The 18,283-nt window shown below is 71.6% G+C and carries 10 protein-coding genes; 4 read left to right on the forward strand and 6 right to left on the reverse strand.

Translation table 11 applies throughout. The features are described from left to right. Positions 1-2: 2 nt before the first annotated feature. The gene (gene treS, locus FDP22_RS21605) at positions 3-3,212 is read right to left on the reverse strand and encodes a maltose alpha-D-glucosyltransferase (protein WP_138576249.1); all 3,210 of its coding nucleotides are present in this window, start codon (positions 3,210-3,212) and stop codon (positions 3-5) included. Further along, on the reverse strand, positions 3,205-6,219 hold the full coding sequence (locus FDP22_RS21610) for an alpha-1,4-glucan--maltose-1-phosphate maltosyltransferase (RefSeq protein ID WP_138576251.1): 3,015 nt from the start codon (positions 6,217-6,219) through the stop codon (positions 3,205-3,207). The genes treS and FDP22_RS21610 overlap by 8 nt, the downstream gene beginning before the upstream one ends. Before the next feature lie 1,547 nt (positions 6,220-7,766). Here FDP22_RS21610 and FDP22_RS21615 point away from each other — a divergent pair. From FDP22_RS21615 to FDP22_RS21630, 4 genes are all read left to right on the forward strand, one after another. After that, positions 7,767-9,008 (forward strand): efflux RND transporter periplasmic adaptor subunit, encoded by a 1,242-nt coding sequence (locus FDP22_RS21615; protein ID WP_205910911.1) that lies wholly within the window; start codon positions 7,767-7,769, stop codon positions 9,006-9,008. A 12-nt stretch (positions 9,009-9,020) separates the two neighbouring features. Continuing rightward, positions 9,021-12,188 (forward strand): efflux RND transporter permease subunit, encoded by a 3,168-nt coding sequence (locus FDP22_RS21620; RefSeq protein ID WP_138576255.1) that lies wholly within the window; start codon positions 9,021-9,023, stop codon positions 12,186-12,188. A gap of 70 nt (positions 12,189-12,258) precedes the next feature. Then, the gene (locus FDP22_RS25225) at positions 12,259-12,876 is read left to right on the forward strand and encodes a TetR family transcriptional regulator (protein ID WP_138576257.1); all 618 of its coding nucleotides are present in this window, start codon (positions 12,259-12,261) and stop codon (positions 12,874-12,876) included. 79 nt (positions 12,877-12,955) lie between these two features. Further along, on the forward strand, positions 12,956-13,852 hold the full coding sequence (locus tag FDP22_RS21630; RefSeq protein WP_138576259.1) for a DMT family transporter: 897 nt from the start codon (positions 12,956-12,958) through the stop codon (positions 13,850-13,852). Positions 13,853-14,201: 349 nt separating this feature from the next. Here FDP22_RS21630 and FDP22_RS21635 read toward each other — a convergent pair whose 3' ends face one another. The 4 genes from FDP22_RS21635 to FDP22_RS21650 are packed head-to-tail and all read right to left on the reverse strand — an operon-like array spanning position 14,202 to position 18,283. After that, complete coding sequence (locus tag FDP22_RS21635) at positions 14,202-15,251, reverse strand: threonine aldolase family protein (RefSeq protein ID WP_138576261.1); 1,050 nt, start codon at positions 15,249-15,251, stop codon at positions 14,202-14,204. Beyond that, a complete protein-coding gene (locus FDP22_RS21640) occupies positions 15,248-16,417 on the reverse strand; it encodes an aminotransferase class V-fold PLP-dependent enzyme (RefSeq protein WP_170317833.1) in 1,170 nt (389 codons plus the stop codon). Before FDP22_RS21640 ends, FDP22_RS21635 begins: the two co-directional genes overlap by 4 nt. Before the next feature lies 1 nt (position 16,418). Then, positions 16,419-17,162: an amino acid ABC transporter ATP-binding protein gene (locus tag FDP22_RS21645; protein ID WP_138576265.1), complete on the reverse strand. Its 744-nt coding sequence runs from the start codon at positions 17,160-17,162 to the stop codon at positions 16,419-16,421. Next, positions 17,159-18,283, reverse strand: coding sequence for an amino acid ABC transporter permease (locus FDP22_RS21650; protein ID WP_138576267.1), 1,125 nt, complete (start codon positions 18,281-18,283; stop codon positions 17,159-17,161). Before FDP22_RS21650 ends, FDP22_RS21645 begins: the two co-directional genes overlap by 4 nt.

The following is an 18,283-nucleotide window of genomic DNA, read 5'->3' on the forward strand; positions in this document are numbered from 1 at the left end:
GCTCATGACACGGCCTCCCCGACCAGGGCCTGGGCGGCCAGCGCCATGCCCTCCACCGGAATGCGCAGCCATTGCGGGCGGTTGGCGGCCTCGTAGCCCACCTCGTAGGCGGCCTTCTCCAGCACGAGGAGGGCCAGCAGCCCGGTCTCCGCCGCGCCCTCCGGGGCGCCGGCGCGGTAGGCCTGCAGGCAGGCGTAGCGCATCGCGGTCTCGAAATCCGCGGCGAGGTCATCCGTCATCTCGGGATGCGCGGCGCGCGCGGTGGCCGCGGCATAGCCGAAGGAGCGCAGCAGCCCGGCAAGGTCGCGCAGCGCAAGGTCATGCGCGCGGCGCTCGGCGATGGTTTTCGCGGGCTCGCCCTCGAAGTCGATGAAGGTGACGTCGGAGCCTGCCACCAGCACCTGGCCCAGGTGCAGGTCGCCGTGGACGCGGATGGTCTCGCGGCCCTGCGCCCCGGCGGCCACCTCCCTGGCGCGGGCGATCAGCGCGTCGCGGTGCTCCAGCAGCCAGCGGCCGGAGGGCGAGCCGCCCTCGCCGCCGAGGTTGGCGCGCTCCACGATGTCGATGGCCGTGGCCAGCTCCGCCGCGATGCGGTTGCCGAGGGCGGCGGCGGCCTCCGCGTCCAGCCGGCGCGGGGCGAAGGCCTCCGGCGCGTCGGGCCGTGCGAGCACGGCGTGCATCTCCGCCAGCCTCCGGCCGAGCGCTTCCGCCAGCCCGGCGGCGCGGGAGAGTTCCTCCTGCGCATCCGCGTCGCCGACGGCGCGGGCGATGGCGTCGAGGGTCCAGCGCCAGCCGTCGCCCTGGTTGGGCACGAAGCCCTCCACCAGCATGAGCATGGAGCTTTCTCCCCCGGTCACCTTCTCCACCGTGCCGAGGAAGGGCGGCACATGCGCGAAGCCGCAGGCGCGCAGGTGGCGGATCATCTCCGCCTCCGGGTGCTGGCCGGGCTGCAGGCGGCGCAGCAGCTTGATCACCGCGCGCCCGCCCAGGATGAGCGTGCTGTTGGACTGTTCGGCCGCGATCCACTCCGCCTCCGGGGCCTCCGGCAGGTCCAGCGCCTCGGCGGGGTGGAAGCACAGCGTGCCGCCGGGCAGCGGGACGGACGCGCCGTCACGCAAGCCCGCCACCACGGCGGTGGCGAAGCCGGGCATGGAGAACCCGTCCGTCAGCAGGCCCACGTGGCGGCCGCGCCGCACCCGGGCCAGGGCGAGATTGGGCGCGAAGGGCCCGGCCTCGCCGTTCTCCCAGGCGATGGCGAGCGGCAGGGCGTAGGTGTCGGTCTCCGCCTCCGCGCCCTCGCCGGTGGTCACGGCCACCTCGGCGTAGAGCAGGTCCGTCGCGCCGGGCATCGGCGCGGTGGTGAGCAGCTCCACCCGGGAGATGATCGCGTCCTTGCCCGCGAACCAGCGCCGGCGGGAGACGTAATCGGGCAGGATCTCGCGCTCGAACACCTCCAGGTTGCGGCCCCGGGCGACATCGGAGAGCGCCGGGCGCAGCACGAACGTGTATTGCTCGGCTTCCGAGGGCGGCGCGGCGGAGGCCCAGTCCGGCGCCTCCGCCTCCGTGGCGAGGCGGAACCAGGAGAAGCCGTAGGGCGGCAGGGTAAGCAGGTAGGGCAGGCGGCCGATGGCCGGGAAGGGCGTGTCGCCGGTCAGCTCCACCGGGATGCGGCCGCCGAACTCGGAGAGGTCCAGCTCCACCGCCTGCGCGGTGCGGCCCAGGTTTGCCACGCACAGGATCACGTCCTCGCCATGCTCGCGCAGATAGGCCAGCACCCGGCGGTTGCGCGGGCGCAGGAAGCGCTGGGTGCCGCGGCCGAAGGCCTGGCTCTCGCGGCGCACCGCCAGCATGCGCCGCACCCAGTGCAGCAGCGAGTGGCGGTCGAACACCTGCGCCTCCACGTTCACCGACTGGAAGCCGTAGACCGGGTCCATCACCGGCGGCAGGGTGAGCACGGCCGGGTCGGCGCGCGAGAAGCCGCCGTTGCGGTCCGGGCTCCACTGCATCGGAGTGCGCACGCCGTCGCGGTCGCCGAGGTGGATGTTGTCGCCCATGCCGATCTCGTCACCGTAGTAGAGCACCGGCGTGCCCGGCATGGTGAGCAGCAGCGCGTTCATCAGCTCGATGCGCCGGCGGTCGCGCTCCATCAGCGGCGCGAGGCGGCGGCGGATGCCGAGGTTGATCCGGGCGCGCCGGTCGTTGGCATAGGTGTTCCACAGGTAGTCGCGCTCCGCGTCCGTCACCATTTCCAGCGTCAGCTCGTCATGGTTGCGCAGGAAGATCGCCCATTGGCAGCCGTCCGGGATGTCCGGCGTCTGGCGCATGATGTCGGTGATCGGGAAGCGGTCCTCCTGGGCCACGGCCATGTACATGCGCGGCATCAGGGGGAAGTGGAAGGCCATGTGGCACTCGTCGCCCGCCTCGCCGAAATAGGCCTGGGTGTCCTCCGGCCACATGTTCGCCTCCGCCAGCAGCATGCGGCCCGGCGCGTAGGCGTCGAGATCGGCGCGGATGCGGCGCAGCACGTCATGGGTCTCGGGCAGGTTCTCGTTCGAGGTGCCCTCGCGCTCCACCAGGTAGGGCACGGCGTCCAGCCGCAGCCCGTCCACCCCCTGGTCGAGCCAGAAGTGCATCACGTCCAGCACCTCGGCCAGAACGGCGGGGTTGTCGAAGTTCAGGTCCGGCTGGTGGGAGTAGAAGCGGTGCCAGAAATAGGCGCCCGCCTCCTCGTCCCAGGTCCAGTTGGACTTCTCGGTGTCGAGGAAGATGATCCGCGTGCCCTCATAGGCCTTGTCGGTCTCGGACCAGACGTAGAAATCCCGCTCCGGGCTGCCGGGGGGCGCCTTGCGCGCGCGCTGGAACCATTCGTGCTGGTCCGAGGTGTGGTTGATCACGAGCTCGGTGATCACCTTGATGCCGCGCTCGTGGGCGGCGGCCACGAAGGCGCGGAAATCCGCCATCGTGCCGTAATCCGGGCTCACGTCGCGGTAATCGGCGATGTCGTAGCCGTCGTCGCGCCGGGGGCTGGGGTAGAAGGGCAGCAGCCAGATGGCGGTGACGCCGAGATCGGCGATGTAGTCCAGCTTCGATATCAGGCCGGGAAAGTCTCCGATCCCGTCATTGTTGCTGTCCATGAAGGACTTCACGTGCAGCTGGTAGATCAGCGCGTCCTTGTACCAGTGCGGGTCTGCGGCGTGGATGCGCTCATCCATGAGGTTGATCTCCCTGCGGCATGACGTGCCAGATGCGGTAGGGCTCGTCGGGCGTGAGATGCACGCGCTGGCCCTTTCCGGCGAATGTGAAGCGGGTGCCGGTGGCCAGGTCCTCGGCGGCCAGGCTGTCGTGATCGGCCAGGCCGAACTCCCACAGCGGCAGCTCGAAATCGCCCTCCTGAGGGTGGTGCGGGTCGAGCGAGACCATGACGAGGATCATGTCCGAGCCGTCCGGCGCGGGCTTGGCGTAGTAGAGGATGTTGTCGTTGCCCACCTGGTGGAAGCGGGTGTTGAGATGGGTCTGCAGGCCCGGGTGCAGCCGGCGCAGCCGGTTGAACAGGGTGATGTCGGCGATGATGTTGCCGGGCGCCTGCCAGTCCCGCTGGCGGATCTGGTATTTCTCCGAGTCGAGATACTCCTCTCGCCCCGGCAGCGGCGCCGCCTCGCAGAGCTCGAAGCCCGAGTAGACCCCGAACAGCCCGGAAAGCGTGGCCGCCAGCACCGCGCGGATGCGGAAGCCCGGGCGGCCGGAGGTCTGCAGGAAATAGGGGTTGATGTCCGGCGTATTCACGAAGAAATGCGGCCGGAAGAACTCCTTGGGCGCGGTGGTGGTGAGCTCGGTGATGTAGTCCGTCAGCCCCTGCTTGTCGTCGCGCCAGGTGAAGTAGGTGTAGGACTGGGTGAAGCCCGCCTTCGCCAGCGCATACATCACCTTCGGCCGGGTGAAGGCCTCCGACAGGAAGATCGTGTCCGGGTGGCGGGCGCGGATGTCCGCGATCATCCAGCGCCAGAAGGCGAAGGGCTTGGTGTGCGGATTGTCGACGCGGAAGGTCTTCACCCCCTCCTCGATCCAGATCAGCACCATGTCGCGCAGGGTGAGCCACAGTTCGGGCACGGCGTCGGGGCCGTAGAAGTCCACGTTCACGATGTCCTGGTACTTCTTCGGCGGGTTCTCGGCGTATTTCATCGAGCCGTCCGGCCGCCAGGCGAACCAGCCGGGGTGCTGGGTGAGCCAGGGATGGTCGGGCGCGCACTGGATGGCGAAGTCCAGCGCCAGTTCCAGCCCGTGTTCGGCCGCGGCGTCGCGCAGGGCGCGGAAATCCTCGATGCTGCCCAGTTCGGGGTGGATCGTGTCATGCCCGCCCTCGGCGGAGCCGATGGCATAGGGGCTGCCGGGGTCTCCGGGGCCGGGGGTGAGGGTGTTGTTCGGCCCCTTGCGGTTCACCCGGCCGATGGGGTGGATGGGCGGGAAGTAGAGCGTGTCGAACCCCATGTCGCGCAATGCGGCCAGGCGGGGGATCACGTCCAGGAAGGTGCCGTGGCGGCCGGGCTCCGGGCTCATGGAACGCGGGAACAGCTCATACCAGCTCGAGAACCGGGCCGCGAGACGCTCCGCCTCCAGCGGCATGGGCGCGGACGCGGTGGCATGCGGGCGCGCGCAGGCAGCCGCCATCAGCGGCAGCAGCTCCGCGTCCAGCAGGCGCGCGGTGCGCCCGGCGAGGTCGGGTGCCGCATCGAAGTCCGACAGTGCCCCCGCCAGACGGCGCGCCAGCTTGCCGCGGGCGCGCGCCGCCGAGGCGGCCACCAGGCCGCGGCCCTCCATCAGGTCCACCTCGGAGACCACGCCGGCCTCGTGCTTGCGCCCCAGGTCGCGGGCGAAGCCGCCGAACGGGTCGATCCAGGCCTCGACGCAGAAGACATGGCTGCCCGGGTTCCAGGGAATGAACCCGGCGCTCCAGACATCGTTTCCCAGCGGAACCATCGCAACGCGGGTCCAGTCCCGCGCGCCGCCGCGGCGCCACAGCAGTTCGGCGCCCAGCATCTCGTGGCCGTCGGTGAAGATGTCGGCGGTCACGGTCACCGTCTCCCCCGCGATGCGCTTTGCCGGAACCGCGCCGCCGTCCACGCAGGGAGCGAGCCCTTCGATGATCACCCGGGCCTCCGGCACCGCGGCCTGGCGCACGGCCTCGCCCTCGCGCCGGCGGTTGCGGCGGGGCAGCGCGGGGGCCTGCGCGGCGGGTACCACGAGCAGCCGGCATTCGGCGGGCGCCAGCGGGCCGCCGGCGGCCTCGCAGGGCAGCAGCGGGCGCGCCTCCGGCGGCAGCTCCGGCAGGGCCGCTTCCGCCTCGCCATCGGTGTTGAGCAGCACGAGCAGCGCCCCGGTGCCGGCCGGGCCCTCCCGCCGCAGCATCGTCACCCCCGCGCCTTGCGCGGTGAGCGGGCGGGCCGGCCGGTCGAACGCCGAGGCGGCCTCGCTGAGGGCGCGCAGCGCGCGGCGGGTGTCCTCGTCGAGACGCCGGGCCTCGGCGAGCGGCAGCACCAGCCCGCCGCACAGCGCCGCGGCCGCGCGCACCCGGCGGGCCAGGCGCGCCGGGGCGGTGGCGGGGGGCCCGTCTCCGAGCAGCGCGAGGGTGCAGGGCGCGTCCAGCGTCTCCTCCGGCAGCCAGCGGGCGCGGTAATCCCACCAGCCGATCGAGGAGGCGCGCATGTCGTAGCCCTGCCGCCCCACCGCCGCGGCGGCGGGTTTCGGCAGCCCGGCGGTGTTGGCGACCAGCATCAGGCCTGGGTGGCGGGCGCGCAGATCCTCGAAGAGCGCCCGGGCCGTCTCCTCCGGGAGGCGTTGCGGCGCGTCGATGATGAAGCCGGCGAGGCCCGCGCGCGCGCCGGCCTCCAGCCGCTCGGCCAGCCCGGCTGCGCCCGTCTCCGTCCTCTCCCGCGCGGGGCAGAGCAGGGTGGCGGGCAGCGGCGGCAGGTTGCGCGGGTCAAGCGGGCCGTCCGCCAGTGCGAGGGCCGCGGGGGCGGCCTGCAGCGCGGGCGCGCGGGGCGCGCGCAGGCGCATCCAGGGCAGGATCCCCTCCGCCCGCAGCGCGGTGATGCGCGCGGCCGCGGCGGTGAACGTGGCCTCGTCAATGAGCACGCCGGAGAAGCCGTCCAGCGGCAGGGTTCCGGGCAGGTCGGGCAGGGCGAGATCGTCGGCGCTCAGGCCGAGCAGGACAGGCGACGTCATGCCGGGAGACCGGGGCGGCGGCCTTCGGGGCGGGGCCGCGCGGGCGCAGCGCAGGGCCCGGAACGGGCCTCGCGTGGCCGGAAGAGGTCTTGTCGGATGCGGCAGGCGGAGCAGGTAGCGGGCATTCTTCAGTCCCCCTTTGAGTTCCTTGGGCCACGGTCCTCCCGACCGGTGGCCATCGAGTGCGCCGGCCCGGACGGCATCACGCCATTCCGCTCACGGGCCGGCACATGGAGATGCAATCACTTGAGACACGACGCTGTTCAGAGATCGGGCTCCTCGGAGCCTGGGCAGTTCGGACGCGGACGACACACACACGGGCAACGAGAGGGGCGGACACTCAGAACGCGGGCAGAACGCGGGCCGGTCCGGCACGCGCCGCAGGCCGCCGGTCAGCGAGAGATCCGCCTGCGGGCATCGGCGCATCATCCGGGGGCCGGGGCAGGGCGGGCTTCCGGGGGGCCCGTGATCTGCGTGTCAGGAGAACGCACGGCGCGCGGAATTGTTCCGCTGCGGCGCGGAGGTCGCCGAAGAGGCGGCGCCCGGCCCTGCCGGACGACACGCCCCGGCCTCCCCCGATCGAGGGGGGCCGCCGTCCCGGCGCGCGCCGGCCCGGGAGCGTATCCGGCTGCGGCGAGGGGCGGTCCCGGGCACTGGCCCTTCCGTCTTCGGGCGCGATCGGGCGCCGCGACCCGGGTTCCGGCCTGCAGTCATGGGGGCAGGGCCAGGAAGGCGGCGTATCAGGCGCCCCGTTGCGTGTGGGTGTGCGGTGTGAGCGGTGCGGCGGCTGCACAGGATGAGGCGCGCGCATCCGATGCCGCGCCGTGCGCCGGGGGGAGAGCCGCGCGGCCGCGCCATCGGCGACGGGGGCAGGGCCATGGCCGTGCCCTACGTGCGGCAGGGACTGAGGCGGGCCTTGTGCCCGCTGGTGCCCCCGCGCCTTACGCGGGAGGGGCCAGCGAAGCGTGCGCAGGGCGACCGGGTTCCGGCGCCTGGCCGGCATGGGCAGGGGGTTCGGCTGCCTCCTGCTCGCAGTCCCCGAGAGGGCAGTGCCCCCGCCCCGGGACGGGGAGCGGACCGGCGCAGGATTCGCTGTTTCGAGCCGGAACGGGTGGCATGCGGTGCGGGGCGAGAGCGTCCGCTCAGCAGCCCCGGGCGGGGGGAGCCTCGCGTCGCGCGCGCTCTGTGACCAGATGTCGCGCGAGGGCCGAGCGTGGGGTGAGGGCGGCGCCGGGCCACCGTCATCTGTGCTGACAGAATGCCGGTGCGGGCGCAGGCTGCGGCGCAATCCGGGCAGGAAAAGGCGCCCCGGGCAGGCGCGGCGCCCCAGCGGCAGGCGGCGCGGCACGTCCCGCGTGGGAGGCCCGGACCGGGCGCCGGAATGGCTGCTTCAGCGTATTTGTTGCGAATGCGGGACTTTGGGCGCTTGCAACATGCATACACGTATGTATGTTGCAGCGCACAGTGAGGCGGAGCTTGCCTGCCGCCTTGCCGAGTGTTTCGTTCCTTCCCCGTTCCCGGGCATTGCAATTCGCAGGCTTCCAGACATGCAAGATTATTTCCGCTCCCGTTTTGCCCTTGCGTCCCTGATGGTCCTGGTGGTCGCGGGATGTCGCGAGGATGACAATGCCGCGCAGGGTGGACAGGGCCAGCGGCCGCCCTCCCAGGTTGCGGTCATCACCACGAAGGGCGAGACCATCCCCTTCCAGTCCGAGCTTCCGGGCCGCGTCGCCCCGACCCGTATCGCCGAGGTCCGCCCCCGGGTGGGCGGGATCATCCTGGAGCGCGTGTTCGAGCAGGGCGCGACCGTCGCGGCCGGCGACCCGCTGTTCCGCATCGATCCGGCCACCTACGAGGTGGCGCTCGAATCCGCCAAGGCCAGCCTGGCCCGTGCCGAGGCCACCCAGCTCCAGGCCCAGCAGGACCAGGACCGCGCCAGCGCCCTCGTGGGCAGCAACGCGGTGAGCCGGTCGGCCTATGACAACGCCGTCGCCGGGCTGGCCCAGGCCAAGGCCGATGTCGCCTCCGCCGTGGCGCAGGTGCGCCAGGCCCAGCTCAACCTCGACTACACCACGGTCACCGCGCCGATCTCGGGCCGCATCGGCCGCGCGCAGGTGACGGAGGGGGCGCTCGTCTCGGCCAACAACGCCGAGGAACTGGCCACCATCCAGCAGCTCGACCCGGTTTACGCCGACTTCCAGCAGCCGGTGTCCCAGCTCATCGAGCTGCAGGAAGCCCTGCGCGACGGATCGCTGCAGGAGGTGGAGCCGAACGCGGCCCGGGTGGTTCTGGTGCGGGACGACGGCTCCGTCTACAAGCATGCCGGCAAGCTGCTGTTCTCGGAAACCACGGTGGACCCGACCTCCGGTCAGGTTCTGCTGCGCTGCGAATTCCCCAACCCCGACCTCTCGCTGCTGCCGGGCATGTATGTGCGCGTGCGCATCGAACAGGGCATCCAGGGCGGTGCCATCGCGATCCCCAACCAGGCGATCCAGCGTGACGCCAGCGGCCGCTCGCTGGTCTACGTGGTCGGCAGCGACGACAAGCTGGCCCTGCGCCCGGTCATCACCTCGCGGGTCATCGAGGACCGCACGGTGATCGACCAGGGCCTCCAGCCGGGCGAGCGCGTGGTGGTCGACGGCTTCCAGAAGATCGGACCGGGCGCCCCGGTGCAGACGACTGAGTGGGTGAACCCGCTCACGAAGGACACCGCGGCTGCGGCCGAGGGGTCCGGCGACGCAGGACAGGCCACGAAATCGGCCCCCGCCAGCGCCACAAGCACCGACTGAGGACGAACCCGGATGCCACGTTTCTTCATTGACCGGCCCATCTTTGCCTGGGTCGTCGCCATCTTCATCGTCCTGTTCGGCCTGATCGCGCTTCCGATGCTGCCCATCGCGCAGTATCCCAACGTGGCGCCGCCGCAGGTCACCATTTCCACGGTCTATCCCGGCGCCTCCGCCGAGGACCTCTACCTCACGGTCACCAAGCCCATCGAGGAGGAGCTGAACGGCATCCCCGGGCTGATCTACTACGAGAGCACCTCGGACGCGACCGGCAGCGTCTCCATCACCGTCACCTTCGAGAGCGGCACCGAGATCGCCCAGGCGATGGTCGACACGCAGAACCGCATCGGCCGCGTGGAGGCCTCGCTGCCCTCGGTGGTCCAGCAGCAGGGCGTGCAGGTGGAGGAGGCGGGCAACGCCTTCCTCATGGTGGTCTCGCTCATCTCCGACGACGGCACGCAGGACGCCGTGGCGCTCGGCGATTTCGTGCAGCGCAACATCGTGAACGAGATCCGCCGCGTGCCCGGCGTGGGCCGCGCGCAGGTCTTCGCCTCCGAGCGCGCCATGCGCATCTGGCTCGACCCGGACAAGATGGTGGGCTACGACCTTTCCACCGCCGAGGTGGTCGCGGCCATCCGGGCGCAGAACGCCCAGGTGGCGGCAGGGTCCATCGGTGCGGCGCCGAACCCGGTCTCCCAGCAGACCACGGCCACGGTGCTGGTCACCGGCCAGCTCACCACGCCGGAGGAATTCGGCGCCATCGTGCTGCGCTCGAACCAGGACGGCAGCCTCGTGCGGCTGCGCGACGTCGCGACCACCGAGGTGGACGCGCAGAGCTACGCCTTCTCCTCCTACCTCGACGGCAAGCCGGCCGCGGCCGTGGGCGTTCAGCTCTCGCCCACCGGCAACGCGCTCGCCACCTCCGAGGCGGTGCATGACCTGATGAAGCAGCTCGAGGGCACCTTCCCGCCCGGCGTGAGCTACTCCATACCCTACGACACCTCCCCCTTCGTGGAGGAATCCATCACCAAGGTGATCCACACGCTGATCGAGGCCATGGTCCTCGTGTTCATCGTGATGTTCGTCTTCCTGCAGAACTTCCGCTACACGATCATCCCCACCATCGTGGTGCCGATCGCGCTGTGCGGCACGCTGGCGGTGATGCTGGTCGCCGGGTTCTCGATCAACGTGCTCACCATGTTCGCCATGGTGCTGGCCATCGGCATCCTCGTGGACGACGCCATCCTGGTGGTGGAGAACGTCGAGCGCATCATGTCCGAGGAGGGCCTCTCGCCCAAGGATGCCACCAAGAAGGCGATGAGCCAGATCACCGGCGCCATCGTGGGCATCACGCTGGTGCTCTGCGCGGTGTTCGTGCCGCTCGCGTTCTTCCCGGGGTCGGTGGGCATCATCTACCAGCAGTTCTCGCTGACGATGGTGGTGTCGATCCTGTTCTCGGCGCTGATGGCGCTGTCGCTCACCCCGGCGCTCTGCGGCACCATCCTCAAGCCGGTGAAGGCGGGGCATCACCACACCAAGGGCGGCCCGGCGGGCTGGTTCAACCGCAACTTCGACCGCGCGGCGCACGGCTACTCGCGCGGCGTGGGGCGGATGGTCAGGCGCACCTGGCGCTTCATGATCATCTATCTCGCGCTGCTGGCGGGCATGGGCTACCTGTTCATCAACCTTCCCAGCGCCTTCCTGCCGCAGGAGGACCAGGGCTTCCTGATCGCCAGCTTCCAGGGCCCGTCGGATGCCACGGACAACCGCATGCGCTCCGTCACCTCGGCGGCGGAGAAGATCGTGATGCAGAATGACGCCGTGGATACGATGATCACCATCCAGGGCTTCTCCTTCTCCGGTGCCGGCCAGAACGCCAGCCTCGCCTTCATCACCCTGAAGGACTGGGGCCAGCGCGGCGCGGGGCAGGACGCGGCCTCGCTGGGCATGCAGTTCTCCATCGCCTTCAGCCAGTTCCGCGACGCGATCGCCTTCGCGCTCTCGCCTCCGCCGATCCAGGGGCTGGGCACCACGGGCGGCTTCGAGTTCCGGCTGCAGCAGCGCTCGGGCGGCTCGTCCACCGAGCTTGCGGCGGCGCGCGACCAGCTCATGGCCGCGGCCTCGCAGAGCCCGGTGCTCGCCGGAATGCGCGTGGAGGGCCTGCCCGACGGCCCCCAGGTGCTGCTGCACATCGACCGCGAGAAGGCCAACACCTTCGGGGTGACCTTCGCGAACATCAACGAGACGATCTCCACGGCGCTCGGCTCGAACTACGTGAACGACTTCCCCAACAACGGCCGCATGCAGCAGGTCACCGTGCAGGCCCAGGACCGTTCGCGCACGAATGTGCAGGACATCCTGAACCTCAACGTGGTGAACCAGAACGGCGCCTCCGTGCCCATTTCCGCCTTCGCGGACGTGACATGGACCACCGGCACCGCCCAGGCGGTGGGCTACAACGGCTACCCGGCGGTGCGCATCTCCGGCCAGGCCGCGCCGGGCTATGCCTCGGGCGATGCGATCGCGGAGATGGAGCGCCTCGCCGGGGAGCTGCCGCAGGGCTTCTCCTTCGAGTGGACCGGCCAGTCGCTGCAGGAAATCCAGTCCGGCAGCCAGGCGCCGGCGCTGATCGGCCTGTCGATCTTCGTGGTGTTCCTCGTGCTCGCCGCGCTCTACGAGAGCTGGGCCATCCCGCTTTCGGTGATGCTGGTGGTGCCGCTGGGCGTGATCGGGGCCGTGGCCGCCGTCACCCTGCGCGGGTTGTCGAACGACGTCTACTTCACCGTGGGCATCATCACCATCATCGGCCTCTCGGCGAAGAACGCGATCCTGATCGTGGAATTCGCCAAGGAGCTGCGCGAGGACGGCAAGAGCCTGCACGAGGCGACCATCGAGGCCTGCCGGCTGCGCTTCCGGCCGATCCTGATGACCTCGCTCGCCTTCTCCATGGGCGTGATCCCGATGGCCATCGCCACCGGCGCCTCCGCGGCCAGCCAGAACGCCCTCGGCACCGCGGTGCTGGGCGGGATGATCTCGGCCACGGTGCTGGCGGTGTTCCTGGTGCCCGTGTTCTTCGTCTTCGTGCTCAACAACACCAGGGCGGACCGGGTGCTGGAAGCGCACGCGCGCGGCAAGGCCGGCGCACCCGGCTCCGGCACGCAGGGGCAGGGAGCGGTGGAATGACCGGCCGGGCCGCGGGCCACGGCGCGGGGGGGCTTCGGCCCGCCCGTGCCGTCCGGGGCATGGCCCGGTCATGAGGCGCACCAAGGAACAGGCGGCGCGGACCCGGGCGGACATCCTCGCCGCCGCCCACAACCTCTTCGCCGAGAAGGGTTTCGAGCACACCTCGCTCGAGGCCGTGGCGGAGGCGGCGGGGGTGACGCGGGGCGCGGTCTACTGGTATTTCGCCAACAAGGCCGCGATCCTCGACGCGATCCTGGAGCGCGAATGCGCCCCGATCGAGGATCTCGTCAGCGCGATCTCCGACGAATCGATCGACGCGCCGCTGCAGGCGCTCGCGCGGGTGACCTCCGAGACCTTCGGCCGGATCGAGCGCGATGATCACAAGCGCTGCATCTACGCGATCTTCCGCCAGATGTCCGGGCCGGGTGTCGATGGCGCGCGGCAGGGCCCGGATCTCTCGGGCCATGCGCGGCAGTTCCGCCGCCAGCTCGAGACGGTGTTCGCCTATGCGCAGCGCCTCGGGCAGCTCAACCCGTCATGGACCCCGGAACTGGCCGCCCTCGGCTTCAACGCGATGGTCACGGGCATGCTGGAGGAATGGTCGCAGGAGGCCGGTGCCTTCGACATCGGGGCCAGAGGCGCCCGGGTGGTGGCACTTTTCCTCGACCATCTCGGCGCGACGGACTAGACCGGTCGCGGGGCGCCGCACGGCGCTTCGCCGCGGCTGTCCTGGCGCGGCCTCCGATCCGCAACGGATATCCTGACACATGACCCCCGACTGGCTCTGGATCGTCTTCACCCTCGGGGCGGCCTTTTCGCAGACCTTCCGCAACGCGCTGCAGCGCGGGCTCACCGGCCCGCTCGGCACCGTCGGCGCCACGCATGTGCGGTTTCTCTACGGGCTGCCCTTCGCCCTCCTCTTCTTCGGCCTCATTCTGCTCTGGGTCGGGCGCCTGCCGCCGCTGCCGGACCTGCGCTTTGCCGGGATGGTGGCCGTCGGCGCGCTCACCCAGATCGTCGCGACAGGGCTGATGCTCGCGGCCATGCGCAAGCGCGCCTTTCTCATCGTCACCGCCTACACCAAATGCGAGCCGGTGCTGGTGATCCTCGTGGCCTGGGTGCTGGTGGGCGAAACGGTGAGCGCCGCGGCCGTGGCGGCCGTCGCACTGGCCACGGCCGGGGTGATGACCATGTCCTGGCCCGGGCGCGAGATGCGCGGGCAGGCCTGGGCGGGGCCGGTCGCCTTCGGGCTGATGTCCGGCGGGCTGTTCGCCGTCTCGGCGGTGTGTTTTCGCAGTGCGATCAACGGGCTGGGCTCGGGCATGTTCCTGCTTGACGCGAGCTTCACCCTGGTCTGCAGCCTCAGCTTCCAGGTTCTGGTGCTCAGCCTGTGGCTGGCGCTGCGTGATCCGCAGGTGCTGAGGGCGCTGCTGCGCAATCCCCGGCAGTCGCTGCCGGCGGGCTTTGCCGGGGCCTTCGCCTCGCAGCTCTGGTTCCTCGCCTTCGCGCTGCAATCGGCCTCGCTGGTGCGCACCGCGGCGCTGAGCGAGATCCTGTTCGCGCAGCTGCTGTCCCGGCGGATGTCGGCGCAGCGCCTCACCGCGCGCGAAGCTGTCGGCGTGGCCATGCTGGCCGCCGGCGTGGCCGGTGTGCTCCTGCTCTGAGCGTTGCCGCCCGGGCGATCGGCCCCCTGCCTCCCGGCCGTGTGGCCGCGACCTCGGCTGGAACCCGGGCTGCCGGGCACCACCTGAAACTGGCCGGGCCGGGGCCGCGAGGCACCGCCTGAAACCGGCAGGGCCGGGGCCGCAGGGGAGGGTGCATCCGGCGGAGACCCGCTGCGGCGTTCGCAGGAGGCGTGGCCGCGCGGGGCTGCGCCGGGCCGCAGTGCGGGGTGCCTCCGGCAGGCGGATCGGCGGGCGCTGCCCGTGCCCGTGCCCGGGCCCGGACGGCCCGCCGGGAGGGCGCAGGCGGGGCGCCCCTCTCTCCGGTGTCCGCCCTGCCGCGGTGCGGGTCTCAGCCGGCGGGAGCCACCACCGAGAGGAAGGCCTCCGCGGCCCGGCGCACCGCGGCCCGGGGCGCGTCGAGATGGGTGACGACACGCATCCGCGTCGGGCTCTCCACGCCCAGGCGCACGCCCTTCGCCATCAGCGCGCGGGAGAGTTCCGAGGCATCGCGCCCGGTGCCCGTGACATCGAGGAACAGGATGTTGGTGCGCACCTGCTCCGGAAACACCTGCACGCCGGGGCAGCCCGCCACCAGCCGGGCGAAGAGCCGGGCGTTGTCATGGTCTTCGGCCAGCCGCTCCAGGTTGTGGCGCAGCGCGTAGAGCCCCGCCGCGGCCAGGAAGCCGGACTGGCGCAGCGCCCCGCCCAGCCGGTGCTTCCAGAACCACGCCTCCTCTATGAAGCCGCGCGAGCCGGCGAGCACCGCGCCCACCGGGCAGCCGAGCCCCTTCGAGAGGTCGATCCACACGGAGGCGAAGCCCGTCGTGTAGCTGGCCGGGGCCACCCCCTCTTCCGTGGCGGCGTTCAGCAAGCGCGCGCCGTCGATATGCGCGGCGAGCCCGTGCGCGGCGGCGCGTTCGGCGAGGGCGGTGAGGGTGTGGGCCGGCCAGATCGCGCCGCCGCCCCGGTTGGTGGTCTGCTCCGCCGAGACCACCCGGCTGCGGGGGGACCGGTGCCGCGGCGCGCGCAGCGCCGCTTCGAAGGCGTCGGCATCGAAGATGCCGTCCGCTGTCTCGATGGTCCGGAACTGGGCGCCGGCGAGAGCCGCGGCGCCGGCGCCTTCGGAGCCGAAGACATGCGCGTTGGCGGCGGTGATGATCTCGTCGCCCGGGCGGCAGTGCACGAGGAAGGCGATCTGGTTGCACATGGTGCCGGAGGGCAGGAACACGGCCGCTTCCATGCCCAGCAGCTCCGCCACGCGGGCTTCGAGGGCGCGGGTGGTGGGGTCCTCGTAACGCTGCTCGTCGCCGGTTTCCGCCGAGGTCATCGCCGCGAGCATGCCCGCGGACGGGCGGGTCGACGTATCCGAGATCAGGTCGATTTCGATATGCGGGCTCATGCGGTCAGTCGCCTCAGGTGGTGGAGCAGGCGGTCGGCGAAGCGCGTCACGTCCTCCTCGTTGTTGTAGAAGTGGATGGCGGCGCGCAGGTGGCCGTCCTTGCTCGCCACGCGAATGCCGTCCTCCGCCAGCGCGGCCTCGAGCGCATCGGCGGAGACCCGGCCGGTCTCCAGGCTCACGATGCCGCCGCGCTCGGACCAGAGCCGGGGCGTGCGCACCGGGATATGGGCCAGGTCCAGCGTCTCGATGAGCAGGGTGGTGAGGTCGCGCACCCGGGTCTCGATGGCCGAGAGGCCGATGCTGCCGACGAACTCCGCCGAGCGCCGCTGGATGGCGAGGCCGAGGAAGTTCGGGTTGCCGTATTCGAAGCGCCGCGCGCCGGGCGCCCAGTGCAGGTCGGCGACGGTGCGGTCGAGGGTGTCGAAGGAGTATTTCGCCGCGAAGGGCGGGGTGATGCGCTCCAGCGCCCGCGGGCCGAGGTGCATGAGCCCGGCGCCGGTCACCGAAAGCTGGGCCTTGTGGCCACCGGCGGCGACCACGTCCGCGCCCATCGCGTCCAGCCGGCGGTCGATCACGCCGAGGGCCTGGATCGCGTCGACGACGAGGAGCGCGTCCTGCGCGCGGGCGATGTCGGCAAGGGCGTCGAGATCGGCGCGCTGGCCGGTGCCGTAGCTCAGCCAGGCGACGGTGAGCACGCGGGTGCGCGCGTCCACCGCCGCGCGCAGCGCGTCGGTGCTCACCACGCCGTCCGGCCCCTCGGGCACGATGCGCAGCTCCACGCCGCGGCGGGCCAGCGGGCGCCAGGGGAAGGTGTTGTTCTCGTGCTCGGCGGCGGAGAGCACCACGTTGTCGCCCTCCCGCCAGTCCAGCCCGGTGGCGACGATGTTCATCGCCTCGGAGGTGTTGCGCACCAGCCCGATGGTCTCGGGCGCCGCGCCGAACACCCGGCCCACGGTCTCGCGGGTGCGGGTCACGCCGCCCATGGCGAAGGCGGTCGCGCCGGCTTCGGGGCTGGCGATGTCGGCGAACCAGTCCTGCGCGGCCGCGCCGGCGCAGCGCGGCAGCAGCGCCTTGCGTGCCGTGTCGAGGTAGACGGTGGTCGCCGTGGCGGGGAATTCGGCGCGCAGCGCCGCCCAGTCGGGCGCGGGGGAATGGGGGACGGGCATCTCAGCCTCCGTGCGAGATCTGGCGAACGAATTCGGCCGCGCGCGGGGTGCGCGGGGCGCGGAAGAAGCTTTCGGGGTCAGTGGCTTCGATGATCTCGCCGGCATCCATGAACACCACGAGATCGGCCACCCGCCGGGCGAAGCCCATCTCGTGGGTCACCACGATCATCGACTGGCCGCCGATGGCGAGTTCCTCCATCACCTCCAGCACCTCGTGAATCATCTCCGGGTCCAGCGCCGAGGTGGGCTCGTCGAACAGCAGCACCCGCGGCTCCAGCATCAGCGTGCGCGCGATGGCGACGCGCTGCGCCTGCCCGCCGGAGAGCTGCCCGGGGTATTTGGCGATCTGGTCGGAGAGGCGCACGCGCTCCAGCAGGTCCCGCGCCCGGGCCACGGCCTCGGCGCGCGCCATGCCCCGCCCGTGCACCGGGCCGATGCACAGGTTCTCCAGCACGGTGAGGTGGGGGAACAGGTTGAAGCTCTGGAACACCATGCCCGACATCGCGCGGATCTCGCGCAGCGCGGCGGCGCTGCCGTCCAGGCTGCGGCCGCAGAGCGAGAGCGCGCCCTCCTGGAAGGTCTCCAGCCCGTTGATGCAGCGGATCAGCGTGGACTTGCCGGAGCCGGAGGGCCCGCAGAGCACCAGCTTCTCGCCCGCGCCCAGGCCCAGGCTCACGTCGCGCAGCACGTGGTGGGGGCCGAACCACTTGTTCAGCCCGCTGATCTCGACGGCCAGCGCGCTCATGCCCCGGCCCTCCGGAGGCGGCGCAGGTTGTCGCGCTCGATGGAGCGGCCGTAGAGCGACAGCCCGGTGCAGATGAGGAAGTAGAGCAGGAACACGAAGAGGTAGCCCTCCATGCCGTAGCGCACCCAGTCCGGGTCCTGCAGAGCGGCCTTGGTGGCGCCGAGCACGTCGAACAGCCCGAGGATGGAGAAGAAGGTGGTGTTCTTGAAGGCGCGGATGATGTCGTTGAAGAGCGCGGGCAGCGCGACGGCGATGGCCTGCGGCAGCACCACCTTGCGCAGGCGCAGCGTGTAGCGCATGCCGAGGGCCTTGGCCGCTTCCTCCTGCCCCTCGGGCAGGGCCTGCAACCCGCCGCGCACCGCCTCCGCCGCATAGGCCGCGAAGAACACGATCATGCCGATTTCCGCGCGCAGCAGCTTGTCGATGTCGAGCTCCGGCGGCAGGAACAGCGGCAGGATGAGCGCGGCGAAGAACAGCACCACCAGCAGAGGAAAGCCGCGCACGCATTCCACGAAGGCCGCACAGAGGAAGGAGATCACCGGCCAGTCCGAGCGCCGGCCGAGCGCCAGCGCCACCGCGAGCGGCAGCCCCCCCGCCACCGTGCCGCCGAAGATCATGAAGGTGAGCGGCAGCCCGCCCCAGAGGTCCGTGCCCACCGCGGAGAGGCCGAGGAGACCGCCGCGCATCAGCACCAGCGAGACGAGGAACACCGCCAGCCAGCCGCCCAGCCGCAGGCCCAGCGGCAGCCAGCGCGGCGCAGTGAGCAGCGCCCAGCCGAGCCAGAGCGCGACGACCACCGCCCCGCGCCACTGCTGCTGGTAGGGAAAGGCGCCGAACAGGATGACCCGGTGCTTCTCCGCGATCACCGCCCAGCAGGCGCCGGCGTCCGCGGCCCGGCAGGCCGCCGGGTCGGGCGCGTACCAGACCGCGTCGAGAATCGCCCAGCGGAACAGCGGCCAGAGCAGTGCGATCAGCGCCAGCCCCAGCGCCAGGGTGAACGCGCCGCTGAGCGGGCTGCGAAACAGCCGGCGCAACAGCGGCCCGGCGCGGCCGGCGGCCTGCGGGGCCGGGCGCGGCGCCGTGGCGCCGCCGGTGAGGGCGAAGGAGGTGGTCGCGGCCAT

This window comes from Paroceanicella profunda (assembly GCF_005887635.2).
Lineage (GTDB): Bacteria > Pseudomonadota > Alphaproteobacteria > Rhodobacterales > Rhodobacteraceae > Paroceanicella > Paroceanicella profunda.